Below are 23,637 nucleotides of genomic sequence, written 5' to 3'. Positions count from 1 at the left end.
TTCTCCGCAAAAACCTAAGACTGACGACCACCGCGACCCCGCTTGGAAGACTTCTTGCGACGACGCACAATCAGGGCATCACTGAGTTTCTTCTTCTTGCGAGTTTTGTAGCCAAGGGTGGGTTTACCCCAAGGAGTAACAGGTCCAGGACGACCAATGGGAGCCCGCCCTTCACCACCACCGTGGGGGTGATCTACGGGGTTCATCACCGAACCACGCACCTTCGGACGACGACCTTTCCAGCGATTGCGACCGGCTTTGCCCAAACTGATGTTGTTGGCTTCCACATTCCCCACTTGGCCAATGGTGGCATAGCACTCCTTACGGAAGAGCCGCACTTCCCCCGAAGGAAGCTTGAGGGTGACCATGTCACCTTCCTTGGCCACCACCTGTGCCATGGCACCAGCAGCTCGCACCATTTGCGCACCGCGACCGGGGGTAATTTCCACATTGTGAACGCTGGTACCTAAGGGAATTTTGCCCAGGGGAAGGGCGTTACCCACTTCGATGGGGGCATCGGGACTGGCAATAATCTCAGTGCCGGGGGTCAAATCGCGCGGATGGATGATGTAGCGTTTTTCACCATCGCGGTAGTGGAGCAGGGCAATGCGGGCATTGCGGTTGGGGTCGTACTCCACGGTTGCCACTTTGGCAGGGATATTGAGCTTGCTGCTGCGGCGAAAATCAACAATGCGGTAGCGACGCTTGTGGCCGCCACCTCGCCGCCGACTGGTAATCACACCGCGATTGTTGCGGCCTTTGTCGCGCTTGAAGCCACGGGTGAGTGACTTTTCGGGCCTGGCGGTGGTAATTTCAGCAAAGTCAGAAACAGTTTTTTGGCGAACGCCGGGGGTGTAGGGTCGGTAAACGCGAATGCCCATGATCTACTCCGTTAAACTTCGGGGAACAGAACGATCTTGCTGTCGGGGGCAAGGGTGACGATCGCCCGCTTATAGCGAGGACGATAGCCAACAAACCGACCCACGCGGCGCTCTTTGCGAGGCAGATGATAGGTATTAACTGCCGTGACTTTGACGTTAAAGAGTTCCTCAACAGCCGCCTTGATTTGCGGCTTGGTGGCGCGCCGATCCACGTCGAAGGTGTATTGATTGTTCTCCAGCAAAATTGTGGCCTTCTCTGTGATGATGGGGCGCTTGATGAGATCCGCAAGGGCGCGGGGTTGGACTTTAGTCACCGTACACCTCCTGAATTTTGGCGATCGCGCCAGTGGTGGCAACAATGCGATCGGCATAGAGCAAATCAAAAACATTCAATTGATCAGCACGCAGCAGTTTCAGAGTGGGCACATTTCGCGCTGAGAGTGCCACCGTTTCCGTAATGTCTGCGGCCAGTAGCAGTACTTTTTGCTCTGGCTCAATGCCCCAGCGTTGCAAAGCCGTCACCAATTCCTTGGTTTTGGGACGTGGCAGGTGATCGGCAAAGTCTTGAACCACAATCAAGTCTTCAACGCGGCTCATCAGAGCTGTGCGCAGGGCAAGCCGGCGCTCCTTACGGTTCATTTTTTGGCTATAGTCGCGGGGCTTTGGACCAAAGATCACACCGCCCCCCGCCAGAGGGGAGAACGAATCGAGCCGGCGCGGGCACGTCCTGTTCCCTTTTGCCGCCAAGGTTTGCGCCCACCGCCGCGCACTTCGGCACGAGTTTTGGTGGAAACGGTCCCTTGACGGGCGTTGGCTAACTGCCGCACAAGGGCACGATGGACAATATGACTGGCAGTTTCAGGTTTTGCTGTCGCCAGATCCAGGGTGGCTTCACCTCTGTCGGCACCCTGCCAGTCTTTAACTACACATGCAACCATAACTACTCTCCAGCCCCTATTTGCGACCGACAACCTTGGCGGGGGTAATGCTCACCAGTGCCCCCGGTTTACCCGGCAATGCCCCTTTGATGAGGATTAAGTTGCGCTCAGGATCAACGCGGACCACCTGCAACTTGCGAATGGTAACCGCCGTGTTGCCCATGCGACCGGCCATCCGCTTGCCGGGGAAGACACGACCCGGTGTTGTCCCCGCCCCCGTAGAACCGGGTAGACGATGGTTTTTTGAACCGTGCGCCATCGGACCGCGCTTGAAGTTGTGGCGCTTTTGGTAGCCAGCAAAGCCGCGGCCAATGCTCGTGCCGCGGACATCCACAAGCTGCCCTGGACTAAAAATATCAACGGTGATGGCCTGACCCAATTGATAGGCAGAGACATCCTCGAGGCGAAATTCCCGCAGATGACGCATAGGCGGTGTTTGTGACTTGTTGAGGTGACCGCGCTCAGGGCGACTCAGGTTTTTCTCTCGCACCTCACCATAGGCCACTTGAATTGCTGTGTAGCCGTCGGTTTGAGGGGTTTTAATTTGGGTGATCGGACACGGTCCCGCTTGTACCACCGTAATGGGGACAGATCGGCCCGCCTCGTCAAAGATTTGGGTCATGCCCAACTTTGTCCCTAAAATACCAACTGTCACGATCGCGTTCCTTAAAAATACGAATCACAACAAAACAGCAAAAGCAAGCCGCAAGGCTACACTTCGGCAGATTCCTAGAGTTAGGAATAGTGAATTGACCCAGCAGTTAGACGGTCAAGACGATGACGCCCAGGGCGCATCTCATTGATCAAGGACAGGCGCAGGTAAAGATGGCAAGGCTATGATTGCAAGTTGCGAACACGCTGCCACCCCTGGATCAGTGGGACCAAGGACTTAAGGGGGTTGAGGCGATCGCTCCCACTCAGTATCCGTTTTTGGTCACAAGTTTTAATCATAGATCAGCGGTTGTGGGTTTGTCTAGGGATTTGGTAACATTTTTTACGCCTTCTTGTCGATCCACAGCGTGTTTGAATTTGTCTGCCAGCAGGAATGTGCCCATACCCAAGCCCGGGCCGGCCTGTTTCACACCCCCCATGGCACAGTGGCAACGCCGCGTTTTATGCCAGTGGGCACCCTAGCCAATGTCAAAACCCTGACCCCAGAACACCTGAAGGCAGCAGGCGCCCAAATGATCTTGGCCAACACCTACCATCTGCACCTGCAACCGGGAGAAGACATTGTGGCTGCAGCGGGGGGGCTCCACTGTTTTATGGGCTGGTCAGGGCCAATTCTCACGGATTCGGGGGGGTTTCAGGTCTTTAGCCTCAGTGAAATGCGGCAAATTTCCGATCAGGGGGTGGTGTTTCGCTCGCCCCACGATGGTCAGATCATTGAGTTATCACCCGAGCGGGCGATCGCCATTCAAGAAGCCTTGGGGGCAGATGTGATCATGGCCTTCGATGAGTGTCCCCCCTACCCTGCTAGCCGTGAGGCAGTGATCCAAGCTACCCAACGCACCCTGCATTGGTTAGAGCGCTGTATTGCCGCCAAACAACGATCCGATCAGGCCCTCTTTGCCATTGTTCAAGGGGGGGTGTATGCCGACCTGCGTCGGGAATGTGCTGAGGTAATGGTGCCCTATGACCTACCCGGCTACGCCATTGGTGGCGTTAGTGTCGGTGAACCCAACAGTGCTGTGCACGAAGTTGTGGCGGTGACAGCTCCCCTCCTGCCCGTCCATAAGCCGCGTTATTTGATGGGGGTGGGGACGCACTTAGAAATGCTGCGGGCGATCGCTGCCGGTGTTGACCTCTTTGACTGCGTGATTCCTACGCGTCTGGCTCGCCACGGCTGTGCCATTGTCCAAGGGCAGCGCTGGAACCTGAAAAATGCCCGCTTCCGCCGCGACTATGACCCCCTCGATCCAACCTGTCCCTGCTATACCTGTAGGACATTTAGCCGCGCCTACCTCAGTCATCTTGTGCGTGCCAAGGAACTCCTCGCCTATACCCTGCTCTCAATTCATAACGTGACGGAACTGATTCGCTTTACCCAAGCAGCACGGCAGGCAATTTTAGAGGAGCGATTTGCGGCCTTTGCGGCAGAATGGGAGCAGCGACTAGTGGTGAATGCTGAGGAACCCGATGCTGCGCTTCTCTGATGCTGTTTTATCTAAACAGGAACGCTTGAGCCGTTGGGGCTTTTTGGGACTGACGACGGCACCTTTAGTGGGAGCGGCACTGTTTAACCATACGGGAACGCCGCCTTTCTTACTGTGTCCGTTTTGGGCAACAACGGGCATTCCCTGTCCGGGGTGTGGCCTGACTCGTTCTTTTATGGCGATCGCTCGCGGCAATCTTGCAGATGCCCTGAGAATGCATCTCTTTGGCCCTATACTCTTTCTCGCATTTACAGTGGCTGCTGTATTGATGGCCCTTGAACTAAAAGCAGGGCGACGATTGCAGCACACCCCCTTTCGCGACATCAATGAACGCATTCAAAACTGGTGGTGGCTGGGGGGCATTTACCTTGGCTACTATGGCCTGCGGCTGTACAGCCTATTCCACACAGGGGAGTTCTATATCAATCCTTTAGAGATACTAATAATAAAAATCCTTTAGAAATACTAATAACAAAATTCAGCTAAAGAAAAGAACCCTTTTATGGGATAGTAAAACTCAACTGTGTGCGATCGAGAACAGAAAACCCATGAGACTACATCGCCTAATCTATCTCAGTTGTGCCACAGATGGGTTGTCCTACCCAGACCTGCGGGATATTATGGCCAAGTCAGAGGTGAACAATGTGCGCGATGGCATTACGGGAATGCTGTGCTATGGCAATGGCATGTTTCTGCAAACCCTTGAGGGCGATCGCCAGAAAGTCAGTGAAACCTACGCCCGTATTCTTAAGGATCCCCGCCACCACAGCGCTGAAATTATTGAATTTAAGGCGATCGAAGAGCGAACCTTTATCAATTGGTCAATGCGTCTGGTGCAGTTGGGTGAGATGGATAGCGACACCATTCGGCGCCTGCGGTTAAAATACTCTCCAGCAGCAACGTTTCAGCCAAGCTCAATGACGGCCGAGCAGTGCTTCCGTTTCCTGAAAGAACTCTATGATATAAGTCAAGGATCCTAACGTGACCCCTGTCCACTGGCTAAGCATTCCTGAACTGTTGCGGCTGCCCGCCCAGACCTACGAGTGGCGGGTGGATACCCATTTTCCAGACTTGGCAACGCTGACTCCTGTGCAAGGGATGGTTACTGCCAGTCACCGCCACACCTACTTAGAACTGCGGGCCAGTGTGCAGACCATTGTCACCCTCTCTTGCGATCGCTGTTTGCAGTACTATAATCACCGTCTAGAGTGTGCGACCAGCGAACTGATTTGGCTGGCGGAAAGCCCAACGAGTCAGCCCGACGATGATCTAGTGGAGACCTTGCCGGCCACAGGTCGCATTGATCTTGGAGATTGGCTCTACCAGCAACTGTGCCTTGCCCTGCCCTATCCCAAGTACTGTGATCCCCACTGTGGCGGTATTCACCCCCCACCCCCGCAGAACCCCCCGTGGATCACCGCTGGGCAACACTAGCGCAACTACAGTCGGCTCTGGAGGGTGCAGAACCATCGCCGTGAGTGCTCAGTCTGACCTTGAACTCTTGCTGCGGGCACGCTATCCCCTGTTGTATGTGGCCACAACGGAGGAAGAACGCCTTGAGGCGACACTGCATAGGATTAGCGATCGCCTGAATCAGCGCCCCATCTACATTTGGGATTTTGTCGAGGGATATCAGGGTAATCCCAATGATCTGGGAGTGGCCAAGCGCAATCCCCTCACTGCCCTTGAATTTGTCGAAAAACTACCGCCAGCGGCAGCGGCCATAATTCTGCTGCGGGATTTTCATCGCTTTATTGAGGATGTAGCGGTCTCTCGCAAACTGCGGAACCTGGCACGGCAACTCAAGTCCCAGCCCAAAAACTTAATCTTGCTTGCTCCGACGGTGCAGTTGCCCCCGGAACTGCGGGATGTGATTACCGTTGTCGAGTTTCCCTTGCCCCAACGGGAGGAAATTCGCCTTGAACTGGTGAAGCTCTGCCACAGCCTCGGTAACATTCCCCCAGAACCTCTTCTCGATGAATTGATCCGCGCTTGTCAGGGCTTGACCCTAGAGCGAATTCGCCGGGTGATGGGTCGGATTATTGCCCTCCACGGTATGCTGGACAGCAGCCATGTGGATCTAATCTTGGAGGAGAAACGGCAGATCCTGCGGCAAACCCAAATTCTCGAGTTTTACCCCACCCAAGAAACGATTGCTGATATTGGCGGTCTTGATAACCTTAAGGAGTGGTTGCTGCGGCGCGGCGGCGCCTTTTCCGAGCGGGCACGGCGCTATGGGCTACCCTATCCCCGTGGGGTGCTGCTGGTGGGGATTCAGGGTACAGGTAAGTCCCTGACAGCAAAGGCAATCGCTCACCAGTGGCACTTGCCCCTTTTGCGATTGGATGTCGGGCGGCTCTTTGGTGGCCTGGTGGGGGAATCGGAAGCACGCACCCGCGAAATGATTCAAATTGCTGAAGCCTTGGCGCCCTGTGTTCTCTGGATTGATGAAATGGATAAGGCCTTTGCCGGCATTGATGGCCGTGGCGATGGCGGAACCAGTAGCCGTGTCTTTGGCACGATTATCACTTGGTTGGCGGAGAAAACCTCTGCCGTTTTTGTTGTGGCCACTGCCAACAATGTGCAGGTCTTGCCCCCTGAACTGCTGCGCAAGGGGCGCTTTGATGAAATCTTTTTTGTGGGGCTACCCAATGTGGATGAGCGGCGCGCCATTTTTGAAGTGCACCTCAGTCGCGTGCGGCGCGATCGCCTGCAAAACTACGATCTAGAGCGGCTGGCCTACGAAACCATTGACTTTTCCGGGGCTGAAATCGAGCAGTGTATCATTGAAGCAATGCACCTTGCCTTTAGCCAAGACCGCGACTTTACCACCGAAGATCTCCTGCATGCGGCCAGCGAAATTATCCCCTTGGCGCGGACAGCTCGCGAACAAGTCCACCAATTACAAGAATGGGCGGCCTCCGGTCGGGCGCGGTTTGCCTCACGCATCCTGTCTCCCCCCCAGGACGTTAGATCATGAAACCAGTTGTGCGTCTGCTGCAATGGCTCTTGGGAACCTTTTTGGGCTTAGGCCTGATTACCCTTGTGGTTGCTGCCCTCATTACGCCCCTCATCTTTAACTTGCTCTGGCCACCCCCGCCTCCCAAAGTCGAGGCACACAATTCGCCACCACCGACGTCACCAGAGTCCTCACCGAATTCACCCTCGCCCACGCCTGAACCAACCCCGATCCAGTCACCGCAGCCAAATCCTAAAGGGCGAGTGATCTATGGAGAGGGTTTGCGGGTGCGCGATCGCCCCAGTCGGGAGGCAAATGCCCTGGGGGGCGTGGCCTTTGATGAGGTGGTGACGATCCTAGAGCGCAGTGAGGATGGGGAATGGTTGAAGATTCGCACTAAAAATGATCTTGAAGGCTGGGTACTGGCCTTTGGTGTGCAGGAAACAACCCCTCAATCCGCCACATCCAGTGAGACACCCCAGTAGGCCCCGGCTATTGGGAAAATTCCTGCATTTGCTGAAACGAGCGGTACTCGCGATCGCCACTCAGCCATTCCACAAGCGTAATTTTCACCCGTCCGCCCGCATTGGGAGTTGCCAGAAACTCCGCCTCCCCTTGGCTATTAATCGCTTGATTGCGCAACTGGGTCGATCCCGCTTCCAGCAGTCGTTTGCCGGTAGGATCATAGATTTCGTAATAGATCTGAACATTGCGTGCTGGTGTGGCCGTTTCATTGCGCACGCGTCCCGTCAGGCGGTGGTACCAGACACCCGCAATATTCTCACTCTGCAATTGGACATTGGTGACGCGCACCACTTTGGGTACTTCCCGGCGGCGGGCGATCGCGGGCATACCTTCAAGGGAGAGGAACCCGCCACAGATTGTCAATAGCAAACCACAGAGCCAAATTCTGCGTAAGCTAGGCATTGTTCTTTACCCAGTGTGACAATAATAGAGTCTAAGGCGCAACCTTCAGCGGCAGCGATCGCCTTTCGGTCCCATTGGCCTTGAGGATACCACTTTGGTGGCCGCTGCCCCGAGTCTGTACCTGCTCGATTGGATTCACCCCCCTTAACTATGCCAACTGTTCATGTGATTGGTCTTGGTCGCTCTGGCATTGCTGCCGCCCGTTTACTCAAACGTCAAGGTTGGCAAGTGGAGGTCAGTGACCGCCGCCAAACTCCGGCGCTGCAATCTCAACAGCAACTGCTGCAAGCTGAAGGCATCCCCGTTCAACTCAACTATGACTTTGATTTGCAAACTCTTGTCAGCGTTGGCCTGCGCGTTCCCGATGAAATTGTCATTAGTCCGGGGGTACCGTGGCACTCCCCTGCACTGGTCGCTGCTCGCCAAGCGGGCATCCCCGTCTGCGGCGAAGTGGCAATTGCCTGGCAGACCCTTGCCCATTTGCCCTGGGTGTGTATTACGGGCACCAATGGTAAAACAACAACCACGGCACTCACGGCTGCCATTTTTCAAGCGGCGGGGTACAATGCACCGGCCTGTGGCAACATTGGCAATAGCATTTGCGAAGTGGCTTTGACCGCAAGGGCCCTTGATTGGGTGATTGCTGAGATTAGTAGCTATCAATTAGAGTCGAGCCCCCCCCTACAACCCCAATTTGCCCTTTGGACAACCCTCACGCCAGATCACTTGGAACGCCACGGTACCCTCGACGCCTACGTGGCAACCAAAGCCCACCTAATGAACGGCGCAAAACAAGTGATTCTCAATGGGGATGATCCCTATCTGCGTCAGCACATGGTGAATCGCTGGCCCGAGGCATGGTGGATCAGTACTCAAGGGGCGGCAGCCCTACCCCAGGGGATTGAACAGGGCATCTATATTGCTGAGGATCAAGTGTGGTTTCAGGATCAGCCCCTCCTGCCTACCCATATCCTGCAAATGCCAGGTCAACACAATCAGCAAAACTTTCTTCTAGCGGTGGCAACTGCACATTTAGCCGGTATTCCCGCCGAAACGATTGCCAAAGGGGTGGCGGGGTTTACCGGTGTACCCCATCGCCTAGAGCGAATTCGTCAATGGCGACAGGTGGAGTGGATCAACGACAGCAAAGCCACCAATTATGACGCTGCAGAAATTGGGCTGCGTTCTGTGACAGGTCCAGTCATTCTCATTGCTGGGGGACAGGCCAAAAAGGGGGACGATCGCCCTTGGCTCAACCTAATTCAGGAGAAAGCTGCTTGGGTGCTCTTAATTGGTGAAGCGGCACCGCAGGTTGCGCAGCGCCTAGAGGCGATCGGCTTTACAAATTATGAGATCATGGAGACACTGGATCGGGCAGTGGCGGCGGCGGCTGAACTGGTGACCCAGTATCCGATCAAAACCGTGCTCTTTTCCCCTGGCTGTGCCAGCTTTGACCAATATCAGAACTTTGAAGAACGCGGTGATCACTTTCGTCAACTGTGCTTAGAGCTATGAGCCAATCTGCGGCCTCGGGTCACTGGTGGAATCGTCTCTCCATTGCCAGTCGGTTTCTGATTATTGGCTTGGCAGGGCCAGTTTTGACGCTGAATTTCTGGGCATTTGCCACCGTTCTCAAGTTCTTTGGACCACTGGTGGCAGTGCTTGTCCTTGCCTCCCTATTTGCCTTTTTGCTGAACTACCCGGTGCGCTGGATGGAGGAGCAGGGAAACCCCCGAGGACCCTCAGCAATTTTCGTCTTTCTGCTCGCCTTGGTACTGATTGCCATCATTGCCTTGGTTGTGGTGCCCAATCTCTTTAATCAGGCACAACAGCTCATTGCCCGTCTACCGGAATGGTTTAACTCCAGCCAACGACGACTGTTGGAATTTGGCCAGTGGGTGGACTCCCTCAATCTGCCGGTGACGGTGGATGTGGATGCCCTTGCCAATCAACTGTTGGAAAAACTTAAGGATCAATTGCAAAGCTTAGCTCGCGAGGCGCTGAATTTAATTTTGGGCACCCTCAGCAGTGCTGTGGATGTGCTGATTAACCTGATTTTGACGGTTGTACTCACGTTTTATTTGTTGCAGCACGGTGATGAATTGTGGGATGGTCTCCTCAGTTGGCTGCCAAATACGGTCCGCCCCACGGTTTCAGAAACGATACGCCGCAGTTTTGAGAGCTATTTTATTGGTCAGCTGGTACTCGGGCTGTGCATGGGAATTGGCTTGACCACGATTTTCATTTTCCTCAAGGTGCCCTATGGACTGCTCTTTGGTGTCATTATTGGCGTGATGGCTTTGGTGCCCTTTGGCGGCACAGTGGGGATCATTTCCATTAGTTTGCTGGTTGCCCTTCAGGATGTTTGGCTCTCCCTGAAGGTGGTCGGGTTTGCCTTTCTCTATCAGCAGTTTTTGGAGAATGTGGTTGCGCCACGGATCATTGGTAGCTTTACGGGCTTAAATCCGGTTTGGGTTTTTTGGCGATCCTGACGGGCGCTAGGGCTTCGGGTTTAGTTGGGGTTCTAATTGCAGTTCCAATTGCGGTGGTGATCAAAACCTTCCTTGTGAGTGTGCGATCGCGCCTCAATACTGAGGAAGACGTGGAGGCCACCGTTGCACTCCCCAATCATCCGCCCCCCTTACCGCCGGTTTCTTCCTCAATGAAGCCATCCTCAGTGGAGTAGGAAAATGCTGCGTGCCCTTCACCCCGGAATTCTCACCTCCCTTGTGTTAATCAGTACAACAACCGCCATTACTCTAGTTACGGCTTTTATTGGCTACCACCTAGGGCGAGACTCATTGCGCGGTGTGTCCCAGCCGGTGGTGAATCCCATCCTCGGCAGTGCTGTGAATGCCAATGATCAAACTGAAGGGGAGCGATCGCCCATTCTTGACGAGGCGCAGATCATTGCCCAAACCAAAGCCCGCATTGCCGAAATGACCGAGGGTTCCAGCGATCGCAAGATTGTGCCTGCTCCCACCCCTGCCAATGAACCCCCAGCAGCGGAACCCGCAGTGAGTCGGACACTGCCTATCGTCGCTGAGGATAAGGGGGTGCGCCTAGAAATTAGCCGTGTGGACACCCTTGGCCAAGATTTAGCGCTGCAGGTTAGCTTGAAAAACGATAGTAGCCAAGGGGTGCAGTTTATTTACACCTTTCTTGAAATCACAAACGATAAGGGTGACCTTTTGAGTGCCCTCACCGAAGGCCTACCAACGGAATTGCCCGCCGGCAGTGATCTGGTCAAAGGCACCATTCTTATTCCCAAAAGCCTCCTCAACAATACAAAAACCTTAACACTGCGCCTTGCCAGCTATCCGAATCAGGATGTGGAATTGCAGGCTGCCAATATTCCTGTGGAGTAGCCATGCCCGCTGCTGAATTGGTTCAAAAATGGTTGAGTGCTCGCGATTGGGTGCGGGTGCGGGCAGATTTGAGGGGCAAGACCACGTTTATCGCATGGCAGGGAGCTGTGTATAGCTTTGTTCCCCAAGAGCGTCGCCGCCACCTCTTCAACATTGTTGGCATGAGTGCCGCTCGCTGTTTGCCCCATCCCGAGGGAGGGTGGTATTTTCTTTCCCGTGAATTAACGTTTTATCTGGATCCAGAAAATGGATCCCTGTGCGATCGCTGGCACAATCCTTGGACAGATGAGGGAGTTCCCGTGATTCCGGTTGCCAACGATCCTGTGCAGGGGCTATTTCGCCGTGAGGTACCGGCTCAAGTCAGTGAGAGAACCACGACGTTTCAGTTTGATCTGTTTCCCTACTATGACAATCCCTTGGCTAGGGATAAGCGGTTTCAAGCCTACAGCCCCCAGCCCATCTACCAAGCAGCAGAACTCTTTAAGCTAACGGTGGCCACCGCCGATTTACAACAGGAGACACCGACCATTGCCGATGTCCATTTGTCTTGGAGTCGGATTGGTCCTTGGTTGCCTTGGATGAAGATGGGCGATCGCCCCGGTTATCTCATCTATAGCGCGACCGGCTGCAAAGCCCTGGCCGTGGAAGACTTGCCCCCTCTCCTACAAGAGCAATTAGAGCGACTGCCCCAATACCGTGAAGCCCCCAGGGAATACCGCGAGGGCGCAGATATGACCTCGTGGCTGTATTTTCAGGAGCACTTTGAAGCCTACCTAGAAAGGCTGGGGGAGCCATCCCCTGAGGTTGGGCGATCGCCCCGTGAACCTGCGGATCAATGACTGGTGAAGAGAGTTAAAGCAATCCTTGGGCAATCAGGGATTCAGCAATTTGCACCGCATTCAATGCCGCTCCCTTGCGAATTTGATCCCCACACAGCCATAGTTCAAGGGCATTGGGTTCTGAAATATCTTGGCGCAGCCGGCCCACAAGTACTGGGTCCTTACCTGTTGCCTCGAGGGGCATGGGGAAATAATTGCGCTGCCAATCCTCAACAAACTGTACCCCCGGCGCTGTTTGCAGGCGATCGCGGGCCTCCTGCAGTGGAAAAGGCTCAAAAAATTCCACATTGAGGGCTTCCGAATGGGCACGCAACACGGGCACCCGAACACAGGTGGCCGTTAGCCGCAACTGGGGGGCATGGAAAATTTTGCGGGTTTCATTGACCATCTTCATTTCCTCTTGGCAGTAGCCCTGCTCATTGAGGGGAGAATTGTGGGGAAAGAGGTTAAAGGCCAAGGGATAGGGAAAGACCGCTGTGCGCGGTGGCTGTCCCTTTAGAATATCGAGGGCTTGATCCTTGAGTTCTTGCATGGCCTTTGCCCCCGCCCCACTGGCCGACTGATAGGTGGCCGCCACAATCCGCCGCATCGGTCGCACCTGATGCAATGGCCATAGCGCAACCGTCATCAAAATTGTTGTGCAGTTAGGATTGGCAATGATGCCTTGGTGTGTTTTTAGATCTTCAGGGTTGACTTCGGGCACCACTAAGGGAACATTGGGTTCCATGCGATAGGCACTGGAATTATCAATGGCGATCGCCCCCCCTTTGACCGCGATCGGCAGCCACTGCCGCGACACACTTGCCCCCGCCGAAGCCAGAATGAGATCCAACCCTTTGAGGGTCTGTTCACTCACCGCCTCTACAGACAGCACGGTCTCACGAAACGAGAGGGTTTGACCTGCTGAACGAGGCGAAGCCAACAGACGCAACTCTGCTACTGGGAACGACCGTTCCGCCAAAATTGCCAAAATTTCCGTGCCAACCGCACCTGTGGCTCCTAAAATGCCAACCCGTAATCCCTGTGCCAAGACCATTACTCCTAGGAATATAAGCTCATTCTATGATCGTTACGGATTGAGAAGTAACAAAGCATAGCATTTTGGGAATTTTATTGTTCTACCTATAATGGTTATTGCCAATTTCCACCACAGCCTCTGCACTCCTCCACAAGAGTCTCCAGAGGCACGACTCGATGAATTATCTGGAGACTGGAATCGTGAAAACTCTACAGCGGTATCTATTTACCATTGCCTTAGCCTTTGGGGGACTGGGACTGTGCAGTGACGCTGTTTACAGCCAGATCACCCCAGCTATCAATGGCACTAACACCACCGTCATCCACAATGGTCAACAGATTGATATTAGCGGTGGCAGCCTATCGGGGAATGGTCAAAATCTCTTTCACCTCTTCCGTGACTTCAATGTTGGCAATGGCCAAATCGCCAACTTTCTCTCTAATCCGCAAATTCGCAACATTCTTGCGGGCGTCAATGGTGGCAACGCCAGTTATATCAATGGCTTGATTCAAATCACGGGTGGCAACAGCAACCTGTATCTGCTCAACCCTGCGGGGATTGTTTTTGGCCCCAATGCCCGCTTGAATCTTCCCGCTGCTTTCCATGCCTCCACTGCTCAACGGGTGCTGTTTGAGGGAGGGGTCTTTGATGTCAATGGCCAGAATCTCTATCTATCCCTCAATAGTCAGCCCAGCGGTTTTGAATTTCTGAGCAAAGGCCTCATCATCAATGAAGGTGAGCTTAGGGTTGCTAGGGGTCAAACCCTCAGCCTGATGGCATACCAAGTGATCAACACAGGTATACTCGCAGCCCCCGCAGGAAATATCCACATTGTAGCTGTACCTGAAACAGGAATGGTGCGTGTCTCCCAAGAGGGAATGCTGCTCAGCCTTGAGATTCCTCAGGAGCGACTACCCTCTGGAGGAGCGATCGCTGCTGTGGACTTACCCAGCTTACTCACTGGCCAGGGTTCACAACCTGTCAACAGCGTCATTCGAAACCCCGATGGCACCATTCACCTTGTCCATGACCCCAGTAAAATCCCCACCACAACCAACACCGCCGTCATCAGTGGCAGCCTTTCCGTCGCCAATCCCATAGGTACTGGTGGCAAAATCACGATCACCGGTCAAAATATCGCCCTCATCAATACCAACTTAACCGCTTCTGGTCAGCTCGGGGGTGGCACGATTCTGTTGGGGGGCGATTACCTAGGAGGTACCACTGGCACCAACCGATTGCATAGCAGTTTCAATGCCCAGAATCTCTTTATCAACAGCGGCAGTCTGATGGCAGCAGATGCTCTCAATCAAGGCAATGGTGGCACCGTCATTGCATGGGCAGACAACAGCACTCAATTTGGCGGCACTATCACTGCACGCGGTGGCCAACTTGGCGGTAATGGGGGCTTTGTTGAAACCTCCGGTCGAGAATTACTGAGCGTTTGGGGAACAGTAGATGCCACTGCAGCTAATGGTCAGTCCGGTACATGGCTCCTTGACCCACGCAATGTCACCATTAGCGGCGGCACCAGTAAGGGTACATTTTCTGGTACCAATCCTGATATTTTTACCCCCACAGATGATAATGCCTCTGTTGCGAATACCGCCATTGAAGCTGCTCTGAATTCCGGGACTAGTGTCATCATCACAACTGGCGATACTGGAAGCCAAGCGGGTAATATTACTATTGCTGCTCCTATTACCAAGACAGCAGGGGGAGACGCCTCCCTAACTTTCCAAGCCGCAAATAACATTTTTGTTTATTCTTATAACATTCGCTCAGACGTAGGCCGACTAAATATCATTCTCCATGCCGATGCTGATAACAACGGTGCCGGTACCATTCAATTAAGCTCAGTCTCACTGATTTCTAACGGTGGCAATATTGTTTTGGGGGCGGTTCTAATCCTTTCACCAGTCCAGCGATCGGTGTCACCACTGCTGGGGTTGGTATCCAATCCTCTACTCTCAATGCAGGTGGTGGCCATATTAGGATTCATGGCAGTGGTGCAACAACAACTAGCGGGGTAGAGATCAGTAACAGTTCAATCCTCACCTCCGGGTCTGGGGAGATCACCATTCTAGGGACAGGTGGTTCTAGTGGTAGTAGTTATAGCGCTTTGGATGGTATCTCAATTCAGAACTCCTCAATCGGGGCCGAGGCTGGCAATCTTACCTTGACCGGCGCGGGCGGCAGCGGCCCTAAAGTATTTTCCAAAGTTGGCATCGGTCTTAAAGGGTCACAAATTCAAACCACGACAGGGAATATTACCCTTACAGGTACTGGCGGTACCGGTCCTGCGGTCAACAACACGGGCATCAAGATCAACTCCACCAGGATCATTAGTCAAGGTGGCAACCTCACCCTCAGGGGCACAGGGGGGCAATCAGGCCCTGGGATTCGTTTCGACGCTGGCCCAACTGACCCCGCTGCAGTCAGAACGACTGGCCATGGGAATATTCTTATCGAAGGTCGCGGCACTGATGGTAATCCCGGTCTGGTACTCTCTGATTCCCTGACTGTTGCTGTTCAAGATGGCGTGCTCACATTAGCAGCCCAAGGGGGGATTGAGATCTCCGGTGATCCCACCTCACTAGATATCCATAGTGACGGGGCAGGCCACCTTGTCTTTCAACCGATTGATGCGGCTACCCCTGTTGGCCTTGGCGATGGTGCAACGGGTAACCTAATCGTTAATCAGTCTCTCCTCAACCAAATCAGGGGTGGCTTTTCATTAATTACCATCGGTCATCCTAGTGGCACTGGTCCCATTGATGTTCGCCCCTTCAGCCTCAACTACAATCTCACCCTACAAACCCCCGCCGCCAGTTCCCTAGGTATTCAGTTCAATGGCTCTGGCACAACGAATCTCTATGGTCGTAATCTGACACTCAATAGCGGTGGTGGCGTTACTCAGGGCAGCCATACCATTTCTGGGGGAACGCTCCAACTCCTCGGACAGGGGACTTTCAACCTCAGCAATGCCAACAATGAGTTTCAGGCACTCTCAGGAAATGTCACTGGAAATGTGAACTTGAGTAATCAAGGCGCTCTAGGTATCGTCAGTTTCAACAACGGTGTCAATGGTCTGACCACTGGCATTAATACCAACGGCAATACCCTAATCCTCAGTTTAAACAGTGGGAACCTAACGCAAAGTGCGCCCATCCGAGCAGGCAGCTTGGGTTTAACTTTACAAGATGGCAGTGCAATTTTGACTAACCCGAATAACCAGGTGGGGACACTGGCTGCTCAGTTGAATAGTTCGAGGGATTTGCAATTTGTCAATAACAGTACCCTTACCGTCGGCAGTGTTAATCCAACAGGCATTACAGGGCGCAGCATTTTCCTGCGAACATTAACAGGCGATATCGTTCTTAATGCCCCAATTTCTGGTGTTGGGACTGGGGATGCGATTGTCCTTGTTGCAGAAAATAACTTTATTAACAACTATGGGCCAAATGTCTTCAGTACCCCCAATGGTCGCTGGCTCGTTTATTCAACTGACCCAAATCTCAATATTAATGGCGGCCTCGCGGGTTCAGAGCAATTCAACACCACCTATCCTGAGCCTGCTCTATTTTCTGGTCCTGGTTTTCTCTATCGGGTGTCTCAAGCACCCCCACCAGTACCTCCAGAATCCCAAATTCAACAAGATCTTGGCCAGGAGATACAAAGCACTCAACTGCCCCAGAATACCGCTCAAGTCTTTTACTTTCCCGGCATTGAAATCATCCGTCAGCAAATCAGTACCGCTTTTGATCAGGGAGATTACAACAGTGCTATCAAACTGCTGCAGCAGCTTTATTCCTTTGAGTTTGGTGAGTACTTTAGTGAATTTTTGAGTACTCCCGGCCAAGAGGGACTACAGTTCCTTGACATTGATCAAATCAAGGAATCATTGGGGCGTATAGCTCAAGAAACAGGTCAAAAACCTGCGCTGACCCATGTCTTTTGGCGACCCAACCAGTTAGATATATTCATTATCACGCCTCAAGGGGAACCGATTTATCAATCCGTTCGAGTACCCCAAGAAGTCGTGCGCCGCGTCATTGCTGCTTTTAACCGCGAAGTGCGAGATCCAACAAAAACCAATAGCCAATCCTATCTGCCCTTCGCGCAGCAGCTCTACCAATTGATCATGGGTAGCGTTGATACTGAATTGCAAGCACGAGGCATTAATACACTGGTTTTTGCCCTTGATCAAGGGTTACGGAGTGTGCCGATCGCTGCTTTGCACACGGGGTCAAATCTTATTTCCTCGACAGTTAGTGATAGTCCAATAGGTCGTAATGGTCAGTTTCTAGTGGAACGCTATAACCTGGGTCTCATTCCGAGTATTAACTTGGTGGATACCCGCTACCAACCGTTGCAAAATGCCTCGGTATTGGCAATAGGCGCCTCCAAGTTCACAGATCAAAGTCCTTTGCCAGCAGTTCCCATCGAGCTACAAACAATTACTCAACTGGTAGGTCAAGGGCAAGTATTGCTCAATGAAGCTTTTACGGTCTCAAACTTGGAAACCCAGCGGCGGCGCAGTCTCTATCCTATCCTGCATCTGGCGACCCATGCTGAATTTAATGTAGGTAAGCCACAAAATTCCTATATTCAGTTTTGGGATAGGCGGCTTTCAATGGCTGAATTAGGGCAGTTGCGTTTATTCAAGCCACCCACAGAGCTAATGACGCTGAGTGCCTGTCGCACAGCAGTAGGAGATGCCAATGCAGAACTTGGGTTTGCTGGACTGTCACTCCAAGCAGGTGTGAAGAGTTCGGTTGCCAGCCTTTGGTATGTCAGTGATGAAGGAACACTAGCCTTGATGACGGCATTTTATGACCAGTTGAGAACTGCTCCGATTAAGGCAGAGGCTTTGCGACAGGCGCAGCTTGCCATGATCCGCGGGCAGGTTGTGATTGAGGAGAATCATCTGCGCAGTGCTGGACTGCGGGGAGGGCTTTCGATTCCTTTGCCCCAAGAAGTTCAACCTGGGGGTGGGCGTCTACTTTCCCATCCATACTTTTGGGCAGCATTTACGATGATTGGCAGTCCTTGGTAGCTCTGGGGGGCAATTTCTGCTTGACCGTTTGGGATTACCCATCCGTGAGAACACGGGTACTGGGGCTGAGTTTGGTTGTTGGTGGATTGATGGCACTGGGGAGAGTTTGCATCAGGGTTGCCATTTCCAGGGCATTGAGGGCATATTCCCAACCTTTATTGCTTTTGATGCCAGCGCGCTCAAGGGCCTGTTGCATCGTATCAGTCGTGAGAATGCCGTAGATAATGGGCACACCGGTTTGCATAGAGGCAGTGGCAATACCTTTGGTGACTTCAGCAGCCACATAATCAAAGTGGGGGGTTTGGCCACGGATGATTGCCCCCAGACAAATAATGGCAGCATAGCGACGACTGGCCGCCAGTTGAGCTGCCACAAGGGGGATTTCAAAACTACCAGGTACCCAAGCATAGTCCACTTGAGAACCGTGGGGATTGGGATCAATGCCATGACGACGCAGACAATCTTGGCAACCCTCTAGCAGCTTGGTTGTAATCAGATCATTGAAACGGGAAATCACAATGCCAAAGCGAGGCGTTCCCAGAACTTGATAGGTGCCTTCAAAAACAGCCATAGGTGGAGGTGCCAAATCTTACCCAAAAGAGTATAACCTGCAACGGCCTAGGAGGAGCGATCGCCTTGCTCCACGAGGAAGTCTTGGGACTGCCACTGCTGCACAATACTGGTTAACTTGGTAACAAATGGGTCAGAAACTGAATCGGGGTGGAATTCACTGATTCTGGTATTGCTGGGTGTCTCTAAAAGGCGAGAAGGAGGAGGTTCCGGCACACTAACGGGCAATGACTGGCAGATAATGGCTTCAAACTCACTGTTGAAGTGATAAATTGGTTGCTCACGCCGTTGCCACAGCTCTAAAATTTGCTCTACAGAGATGGCTTTATAACGCCCCAGATAAAGGGCTTCAATGAGTGCGAGGCGAATCCAGCGGGGAGGAAAATGACGCAACCAGCGATCTAAGATGACCTCAACTGAGGAGCCATCCAAATCAAACCCATACTGGCGTAGCAGGCGATCGGCAGCCTGAATGGCGGCATTGTTGCCAATGTGTGCCATGCACCAATGTTGCACTCCTGTGATTATGGTGCCTCTATGATGCCATAAGTTTTCCAAGGTCGCAGCAGCAAAGAGCGTAACCCTGATATTGTAGAAAAGCAAACCCTAGTGCTTTTCACTTCACAAGGACATCATGGTGACTGCGCCTCCTCCTGAGCAGTTGATTGAAGATGCCCCGCTAATGATCGCTGGGCGGCAATTTCGTTCACGTCTGATGACTGGTACGGGTAAGTATCGTTCCATTGCAGATCTGCAGGCCAGTGTTGCCGCAAGCGGTTGCGAAATTGTTACGGTAGCCGTACGTCGCGTTCAAACCAATGCCCCGGGTCATGAAGGGCTTGTGGATGCCCTTGACTGGAGTAAAATCTGGCTACTGCCCAACACCGCTGGCTGCCAAACCGCTGAGGAGGCGATTCGCGTTGCCCGTTTAGGCCGAGAAATGGCCAAGCTCTTGGGTCAAGAAGATAACAACTTTGTCAAACTTGAGGTGATTCCGGATCCTAAGTATCTGTTGCCCGACCCCTTTGGCACCTTAGTTGCAGCTGAGCAACTGGTCAAAGAAGGGTTTGCAGTTCTTCCCTACATCAATGCAGATCCCCTGCTGGCCAAACGCCTTGAGGAAGTGGGCTGTGTCACCGTAATGCCTTTGGCTTCCCCCATTGGCTCAGGGCAAGGTTTGCGCAATGCTGCCAATATCCAAATCATTATTGATCAAGCCAGTGTTCCCGTTGTGGTGGATGCGGGGATTGGCACGCCCAGTGAGGCTGCCGCTGCCATGGAATTGGGAGCCGATGCTCTGTTGATTAATACGGCGATCGCCCAAGCGGGAAATGCCCCAGCAATGGCCAAAGCCATGGCACTTGCAACCACTGCTGGCCGCCTTGCCTACTTAGCGGGGCGCATTCCCGTCAAAGCCTATGCCAGTGCCAGTTCACCCCTAAGTGGCACCATTACGGCTAGATCATGAGTCTTGTGCTCATTCTTCTCACCCTGCTGAGCTGTACAGGGGCCCTTTTCTATATTGTCGCAGGGGCACTCACTTGGCAATTTTTCACAAATTTCAGAAAGGAGAAAACCGCCCCCCTAGAGACCTTGCCCGCAGTCTCGATCTTGGTGCCTGTGTGTGGCTTAGAGGCAAGGGCATGGCAAAATTGGTCCTCGCTGTGTGAGCAAAACTACCCCGTTTACGAAGTTCTCTTTGGTGTGCAAAACCCCAATGATCCTGCTATACCCGTCCTGCAGGCAATTTGTGAAACCTATCCCCACCGTGCCCGTTGGTATTTTTGTAGCCAAATTCGTGGCGTCAACCTAAAGACCAGCAACGTATCGCAACTATTTGCCCATGCGCGCTATGGCGTGGTTGTGGAAACAGATAGTGACGTGCGGGTTCGATCCAATTACCTAGCCACCCTAACCCAACCGTTAGCGGATCCGGAGGTGGGAGTCGTTACCTGCGGTTACATCGATCACCAGCCCCAAAGGTTAGGAGCCGCCTTTGTCGCCCTGGGGCGGTGTCTGGACTTCATTCCTAGTGTGCTGGTTGCGCGGCGCCTAGATGGGGGACTGCGTTTTGCCATTGGACCTACAGTGCTGTTGCGGCGGGAGGTTCTAGAAAAAATTGGCGGTTTTGAGATTGCCCTCAATCGTGTTGGTGAAGATTATCAATTGGGATATGCGGCTTGGCGGGCGGGGTACCGGGTGGAGTTATCCACCTATATCCTTGACAATGACTGTGGCAATGATTCCTTTCTCAAGGCTGTCCAACGGGAACTGCGCTGGTCTCGCAGTATTCGCAGCAATCGCGGCAATCAGTATTTTGGCATAGTGTTGACGTTTGGCACTGTCTATAGTGCCCTGCTGTGGGGTCTGTTTCCAACACCTTGGACCTTAGGGCTCTTTTTGACGGTGCAGGGGATTCGCTGGTTGCAGGCCGTGATCAGCATTGTTTTGATGGGCACGCCGCGGCTGCTGTTGTGGTTGTGGCTATTGCCTCTGCGGGATGTGATGAGTTTCCTGATTTGGTTGGGGGGCTGTTTTGGTAATCGCATCTACTGGCGCGGTCGTTGGTTACGCCTGGATCGGCATGGTCAATTGCAAGAAATTGTTAAGGATTCTCAAGAGTCCTAAAGCTCGCTTGTTAAAATAGCTGCACTGTAACGCTGAATTGAGGTTTGTTTCGATGCGCTATACCACCGATGAGGGCGGTCGCCTCAACAACTTTGCCATTGAACCCAAGGTCTATCAAGCGCAGCCTTGGACACCTCAGCAAAAAGTACGGGCAGCCCTGTTGGTTGGGGGTGGATTGCTCTTAGTGGCTGGCTTGGTGGCGATCGCTATCGGAGTGAGCTAATCTGCTTTGTCTTGGCTTTGATACGAGTGATGCTACACTGGTGGCCGGTCTCTATGATCTGGAGGCGGATCAACTGCTGGAGGTGAAAACATGGCCCTTGGGTCGAGAACTGGCCAGCCAACTTCACCCCTGCCTTGGGGAACTCATGGGTCGTTACACTTGGGCTAAACTGGGGGCGATCGCCATTGGCTGTGGTCCGGGCAGCTTTACGGGAACGCGGTTGGGGGTCGTCACTGCCCGCATACTGGCCCAACAATTGGAAGTCCCTCTTTTGGGTCTGTCTAGCCTGGGCACAATGGCCTGGCACTATCGCAACGCACTCCTAGAAGAGGATGGGATCGTGTCACGCCGCGCCCAGCAGGGGCATCAATACCTTGGCATTTATCGCTATCAGGGAGGGCGTCTCCACGCCCTTTGGGGCGATCGCCTGGTCACAGACAGCGAGGCAGAGGCGCTCCTAGCCACTTGGCCCCACCCCTCCAAACACCTGCGCCCTCCCCATCTCAGCGACTATGGCCGGGCTTTGCTGACATGGGCAGCCCAACAGTGGCACGATACACTAAGGGCAGGGGAAAAATTCCCCCACTGGTCAAGCGTGGTGCCCCTCTATGGCAAATAACTGGGAACTTGGTCGCTTTCTCGATACACTGCGCTTTTTTCAAACCTTACCTTTTGTAGGAACGCTGGAGCCTCTGCGCCCCGTGCTGTCCCCCCTTTTACCGGATCTCTTCAAGCCGCCCGCCTATCGGGGCAGTGGCCTGGTGGTGGTTATGGGGGCAACGGGTCGAACCGGTCAAGCCGTGGTGAAAACCCTCTTGGGTCAAGGCTATGCTGTGCGGGCAGTGGTGCGCGATCGCGCCAAGGCTGAAAGTGGGCTTCCCCCAGACCCCTTTTTAGAGATTGTCGTTGCCGATGTGACTCAGCCCTTGCCTGCGGATCTCCTGCAGGGGAGTCGAGCGGTGATCAACTGTGTCGGGGCAAAGGTACAGCCCAATCCCAACGCGCCACCTCCGGGCCTTGAAATTGTCGGTGCTAGCCCAGAGGCCGTTGAATTTGAGGGGATGCGGCATCTGTTGGAACGTGCCCAACCCTATTTTCAAAGTCAACCCAACACCTATCCTCTCTTTGACTATCGCTATCCCACGCCGCCTCTGAAGGAAGTTTGGGGTGCCCTTGATGATGTGGTCATGGGCGGCGTCAGTGCCAGCCAGTTTTACCTCAAGGATCACAGTGCTCTCTTCACAGGGGTGGTTTCTACAGAAAATTCTGGGGGCTTTGTCTCGATTCGCACCCGCAACCTCACCCCACCGCTCAATTTCCAAGGATATACGGGCATTCAACTACGGGTTCGCGGCGATGGCCAGCGCTATAAATTTTTCCTACGCAGTGACCCCGCTTGGGATGGCGTCGGCTATGCCATCTCTTTTGATACGGCGGCCGATCAGTGGATCACGGTTGAGTTGCCCTTTAGCCACTTTATCCCTGTATTTCGGGCACGCACGGCCACCAATGCCCCGCCGCTGAATGTGGGGCAAATTTACTCACTGCAACTGATGCTGAGCAAGTTTGAGTATGACGGTGCCCTCAACCCTCACTTTCGCCCCGGCTCCTTCAGGCTTGAGATAGAGTTCATCCAAGCCTATGGGGGCTTGCCCTTACCTCGCATTATTCAGGTCAGTTCTGCTGGGGTTACCCGTCCGCAGCAAGCAAATCTTGATGTTAAGGGACAGCCCTTGGCGGTTCAATACAACAAACAATTGGGGGGCCTCCTGACGTGGAAACTAGCAGCGGAAAATATGCTGCGCCAAAGTGGTCTTCCCTATACGATTGTCCGTCCCTGTGGTCTGACGGATCAGCCCGGCGGCAAAGAACTGCGCCTGGATCAAGGCGATCGCCTGACGGGTTTTCTGAGTCGTGAAGATTTAGCTGCATTTCTGGCCAGTTTGTTAAACTTGCCTGTGGCCTGCTATCGCACTGTGGAAGTGGTAGCCACCGATCAAGCAGCAGAGGCCTATCCCAATTGGGCAGTCCGCCTTGCCCAACTTGCCAGCGATCGTCCCTAGGAGACAGG

25 protein-coding genes and 1 pseudogene are annotated in these 23,637 nt (G+C 53.4%); 18 read left to right on the top strand and 8 right to left on the bottom strand.

What is annotated here, in order from left to right:
- Positions 1 to 14: 14 nt before the first annotated feature.
- The 4 genes and pseudogenes from rplB to rplC all read right to left on the bottom strand — a co-directional run bounded on the left by rplB (position 15) and on the right by rplC (position 2,474).
- On the bottom strand, positions 15 to 881 hold the full coding sequence (gene rplB / locus NK55_RS09815) for a 50S ribosomal protein L2 (RefSeq protein WP_024125565.1): 867 nt from the start codon (positions 879 to 881) through the stop codon (positions 15 to 17).
- Positions 882 to 892: 11 nt separating this feature from the next.
- Complete coding sequence (locus NK55_RS09810; RefSeq protein ID WP_024125564.1) at positions 893 to 1,195, bottom strand: 50S ribosomal protein L23; 303 nt, start codon at positions 1,193 to 1,195, stop codon at positions 893 to 895.
- Positions 1,188 to 1,819, bottom strand: a pseudogene (gene rplD / locus NK55_RS09805) (50S ribosomal protein L4). The gene NK55_RS09810 and the pseudogene rplD overlap by 8 nt, the downstream one beginning before the upstream one ends.
- Before the next feature lie 16 nt (positions 1,820 to 1,835).
- Positions 1,836 to 2,474: a 50S ribosomal protein L3 gene (gene rplC / locus NK55_RS09800; protein ID WP_024125563.1), complete on the bottom strand. Its 639-nt coding sequence runs from the start codon at positions 2,472 to 2,474 to the stop codon at positions 1,836 to 1,838.
- 364 nt (positions 2,475 to 2,838) lie between these two features.
- Between rplC and tgt the strand changes: the two genes are divergently transcribed.
- The 6 genes from tgt (at position 2,839) to NK55_RS12515 (ending at position 7,419) form a co-directional block, all read left to right on the top strand.
- A complete protein-coding gene (gene tgt, locus NK55_RS09795) occupies positions 2,839 to 3,975 on the top strand; it encodes a tRNA guanosine(34) transglycosylase Tgt (RefSeq protein WP_024125562.1) in 1,137 nt (378 codons plus the stop codon).
- On the top strand, positions 3,959 to 4,435 hold the full coding sequence (locus NK55_RS09790; protein WP_024125561.1) for a DUF2752 domain-containing protein: 477 nt from the start codon (positions 3,959 to 3,961) through the stop codon (positions 4,433 to 4,435). Before tgt ends, NK55_RS09790 begins: the two co-directional genes overlap by 17 nt.
- 88 nt (positions 4,436 to 4,523) lie before the next feature.
- A complete protein-coding gene (locus NK55_RS09785) occupies positions 4,524 to 4,955 on the top strand; it encodes a BLUF domain-containing protein (RefSeq protein WP_024125560.1) in 432 nt (143 codons plus the stop codon).
- A 1-nt stretch (position 4,956) separates the two neighbouring features.
- On the top strand, positions 4,957 to 5,409 hold the full coding sequence (locus NK55_RS09780; RefSeq protein ID WP_024125559.1) for a DUF177 domain-containing protein: 453 nt from the start codon (positions 4,957 to 4,959) through the stop codon (positions 5,407 to 5,409).
- A gap of 40 nt (positions 5,410 to 5,449) precedes the next feature.
- A complete protein-coding gene (locus NK55_RS09775; protein ID WP_024125558.1) occupies positions 5,450 to 6,955 on the top strand; it encodes an AAA family ATPase in 1,506 nt (501 codons plus the stop codon).
- A complete protein-coding gene (locus tag NK55_RS12515) occupies positions 6,952 to 7,419 on the top strand; it encodes an SH3 domain-containing protein (protein WP_024125557.1) in 468 nt (155 codons plus the stop codon). The genes NK55_RS09775 and NK55_RS12515 overlap by 4 nt, the downstream gene beginning before the upstream one ends.
- Positions 7,420 to 7,426: 7 nt before the next feature.
- On the opposite strand, the gene NK55_RS09765 is transcribed toward NK55_RS12515, so the two are convergent.
- Positions 7,427 to 7,861 carry an FxLYD domain-containing protein gene (locus NK55_RS09765; RefSeq protein ID WP_024125556.1) on the bottom strand — a complete coding sequence of 145 codons (435 nt, stop codon included), beginning with the start codon at positions 7,859 to 7,861 and terminating at the stop codon, positions 7,427 to 7,429.
- A 150-nt stretch (positions 7,862 to 8,011) separates the two neighbouring features.
- Between NK55_RS09765 and murD the strand changes: the two genes are divergently transcribed.
- From murD to NK55_RS09745, 5 genes are read left to right on the top strand one after another with little or no spacing between them, the layout of a single operon-like run.
- The gene (murD, locus tag NK55_RS09760; protein ID WP_024125555.1) at positions 8,012 to 9,376 is read left to right on the top strand and encodes a UDP-N-acetylmuramoyl-L-alanine--D-glutamate ligase; all 1,365 of its coding nucleotides are present in this window, start codon (positions 8,012 to 8,014) and stop codon (positions 9,374 to 9,376) included.
- Positions 9,373 to 10,353 carry an AI-2E family transporter gene (locus NK55_RS09755; protein ID WP_225871753.1) on the top strand — a complete coding sequence of 327 codons (981 nt, stop codon included), beginning with the start codon at positions 9,373 to 9,375 and terminating at the stop codon, positions 10,351 to 10,353. Before murD ends, NK55_RS09755 begins: the two co-directional genes overlap by 4 nt.
- A gap of 53 nt (positions 10,354 to 10,406) precedes the next feature.
- Positions 10,407 to 10,547, top strand: a complete 141-nt coding sequence (locus tag NK55_RS13860) for a hypothetical protein (RefSeq protein ID WP_225871752.1) — start codon at positions 10,407 to 10,409, stop codon at positions 10,545 to 10,547.
- A gap of 4 nt (positions 10,548 to 10,551) precedes the next feature.
- Positions 10,552 to 11,229, top strand: coding sequence for a hypothetical protein (locus tag NK55_RS09750; RefSeq protein ID WP_024125554.1), 678 nt, complete (start codon positions 10,552 to 10,554; stop codon positions 11,227 to 11,229).
- A 2-nt stretch (positions 11,230 to 11,231) separates the two neighbouring features.
- Complete coding sequence (locus NK55_RS09745; RefSeq protein WP_024125553.1) at positions 11,232 to 12,068, top strand: DUF1838 domain-containing protein; 837 nt, start codon at positions 11,232 to 11,234, stop codon at positions 12,066 to 12,068.
- 13 nt (positions 12,069 to 12,081) lie between these two features.
- Here the strand turns inward: NK55_RS09745 and NK55_RS09740 are convergent, their stop codons facing one another.
- The gene (locus tag NK55_RS09740; protein ID WP_024125552.1) at positions 12,082 to 13,104 is read right to left on the bottom strand and encodes an aspartate-semialdehyde dehydrogenase; all 1,023 of its coding nucleotides are present in this window, start codon (positions 13,102 to 13,104) and stop codon (positions 12,082 to 12,084) included.
- 182 nt (positions 13,105 to 13,286) lie between these two features.
- On the opposite strand from NK55_RS09740, the gene NK55_RS09735 reads away from it, so the two are divergent.
- On the top strand, positions 13,287 to 15,119 hold the full coding sequence (locus tag NK55_RS09735; protein ID WP_051372843.1) for a filamentous hemagglutinin N-terminal domain-containing protein: 1,833 nt from the start codon (positions 13,287 to 13,289) through the stop codon (positions 15,117 to 15,119).
- A gap of 146 nt (positions 15,120 to 15,265) precedes the next feature.
- Positions 15,266 to 18,145 (top strand): CHAT domain-containing protein, encoded by a 2,880-nt coding sequence (locus tag NK55_RS12510; protein ID WP_157869716.1) that lies wholly within the window; start codon positions 15,266 to 15,268, stop codon positions 18,143 to 18,145.
- Between the two features lie 34 nt (positions 18,146 to 18,179).
- Here the strand turns inward: NK55_RS12510 and ribH are convergent, their stop codons facing one another.
- Together ribH and NK55_RS12505 are read right to left on the bottom strand one after the other, a co-directional pair.
- Positions 18,180 to 18,716 carry a 6,7-dimethyl-8-ribityllumazine synthase gene (ribH, locus tag NK55_RS09725; protein ID WP_024125551.1) on the bottom strand — a complete coding sequence of 179 codons (537 nt, stop codon included), beginning with the start codon at positions 18,714 to 18,716 and terminating at the stop codon, positions 18,180 to 18,182.
- 47 nt (positions 18,717 to 18,763) lie between these two features.
- Entirely contained in the window at positions 18,764 to 19,216 is a 453-nt protein-coding gene (locus tag NK55_RS12505; RefSeq protein WP_024125550.1) for a hypothetical protein, read from the bottom strand.
- A 133-nt stretch (positions 19,217 to 19,349) separates the two neighbouring features.
- Here NK55_RS12505 and NK55_RS09715 point away from each other — a divergent pair, with 133 nt between their 5' ends.
- The 5 genes from NK55_RS09715 to NK55_RS09695 are packed head-to-tail and all read left to right on the top strand — an operon-like array spanning position 19,350 to position 23,629.
- Positions 19,350 to 20,183 (top strand): thiazole synthase, encoded by an 834-nt coding sequence (locus tag NK55_RS09715; protein WP_024125549.1) that lies wholly within the window; start codon positions 19,350 to 19,352, stop codon positions 20,181 to 20,183.
- Positions 20,180 to 21,343, top strand: coding sequence for a glycosyltransferase (locus NK55_RS09710; RefSeq protein ID WP_024125548.1), 1,164 nt, complete (start codon positions 20,180 to 20,182; stop codon positions 21,341 to 21,343). Before NK55_RS09715 ends, NK55_RS09710 begins: the two co-directional genes overlap by 4 nt.
- A 52-nt stretch (positions 21,344 to 21,395) precedes the next feature.
- Positions 21,396 to 21,566, top strand: a complete 171-nt coding sequence (gene psb34, locus NK55_RS13270) for a photosystem II assembly protein Psb34 (protein WP_024125547.1) — start codon at positions 21,396 to 21,398, stop codon at positions 21,564 to 21,566.
- Positions 21,567 to 21,606: 40 nt separating this feature from the next.
- Entirely contained in the window at positions 21,607 to 22,185 is a 579-nt protein-coding gene (tsaB, locus tag NK55_RS09700) for a tRNA (adenosine(37)-N6)-threonylcarbamoyltransferase complex dimerization subunit type 1 TsaB (protein ID WP_024125546.1), read from the top strand.
- Positions 22,175 to 23,629 (top strand): CIA30 family protein, encoded by a 1,455-nt coding sequence (locus NK55_RS09695; protein ID WP_024125545.1) that lies wholly within the window; start codon positions 22,175 to 22,177, stop codon positions 23,627 to 23,629. The genes tsaB and NK55_RS09695 overlap by 11 nt, the downstream gene beginning before the upstream one ends.
- Positions 23,630 to 23,637: the final 8 nt, after the last annotated feature.

This window comes from Thermosynechococcus sp. NK55a (assembly GCF_000505665.1).
Classification (GTDB): Bacteria; Cyanobacteriota; Cyanobacteriia; order Thermosynechococcales; family Thermosynechococcaceae; genus Thermosynechococcus.
This window is presented reverse-complemented; position numbering and strand designations above follow the sequence as displayed.

What these genes read in the sequence shown, in the direction of transcription:
- NK55_RS09745 (WP_024125553.1), top strand. Translation starts at nt 11,232, where the DNA reads ATGCCCGCTGCTGAATTGGTTCAAAAATGGTTGAGTGCTCGCGATTGG.
- NK55_RS12505 (WP_024125550.1), bottom strand. Translation starts at nt 19,216, where the DNA reads ATGGCACACATTGGCAACAATGCCGCCATTCAGGCTGCCGATCGCCTG.
- rplB (WP_024125565.1), bottom strand. Translation starts at nt 881, where the DNA reads ATGGGCATTCGCGTTTACCGACCCTACACCCCCGGCGTTCGCCAAAAA.
- psb34 (WP_024125547.1), top strand. Translation starts at nt 21,396, where the DNA reads ATGCGCTATACCACCGATGAGGGCGGTCGCCTCAACAACTTTGCCATT.
- NK55_RS09785 (WP_024125560.1), top strand. Translation starts at nt 4,524, where the DNA reads ATGAGACTACATCGCCTAATCTATCTCAGTTGTGCCACAGATGGGTTG.
- ribH (WP_024125551.1), bottom strand. Translation starts at nt 18,716, where the DNA reads ATGGCTGTTTTTGAAGGCACCTATCAAGTTCTGGGAACGCCTCGCTTT.
- NK55_RS09755 (WP_225871753.1), top strand. Translation starts at nt 9,373, where the DNA reads ATGAGCCAATCTGCGGCCTCGGGTCACTGGTGGAATCGTCTCTCCATT.
- murD (WP_024125555.1), top strand. Translation starts at nt 8,012, where the DNA reads ATGCCAACTGTTCATGTGATTGGTCTTGGTCGCTCTGGCATTGCTGCC.
- NK55_RS09715 (WP_024125549.1), top strand. Translation starts at nt 19,350, where the DNA reads ATGGTGACTGCGCCTCCTCCTGAGCAGTTGATTGAAGATGCCCCGCTA.
- NK55_RS09790 (WP_024125561.1), top strand. Translation starts at nt 3,959, where the DNA reads ATGCTGCGCTTCTCTGATGCTGTTTTATCTAAACAGGAACGCTTGAGC.
- NK55_RS09765 (WP_024125556.1), bottom strand. Translation starts at nt 7,861, where the DNA reads ATGCCTAGCTTACGCAGAATTTGGCTCTGTGGTTTGCTATTGACAATC.
- NK55_RS09740 (WP_024125552.1), bottom strand. Translation starts at nt 13,104, where the DNA reads ATGGTCTTGGCACAGGGATTACGGGTTGGCATTTTAGGAGCCACAGGT.
- NK55_RS09750 (WP_024125554.1), top strand. Translation starts at nt 10,552, where the DNA reads ATGCTGCGTGCCCTTCACCCCGGAATTCTCACCTCCCTTGTGTTAATC.
- NK55_RS09710 (WP_024125548.1), top strand. Translation starts at nt 20,180, where the DNA reads ATGAGTCTTGTGCTCATTCTTCTCACCCTGCTGAGCTGTACAGGGGCC.
- NK55_RS12515 (WP_024125557.1), top strand. Translation starts at nt 6,952, where the DNA reads ATGAAACCAGTTGTGCGTCTGCTGCAATGGCTCTTGGGAACCTTTTTG.
- NK55_RS09695 (WP_024125545.1), top strand. Translation starts at nt 22,175, where the DNA reads ATGGCAAATAACTGGGAACTTGGTCGCTTTCTCGATACACTGCGCTTT.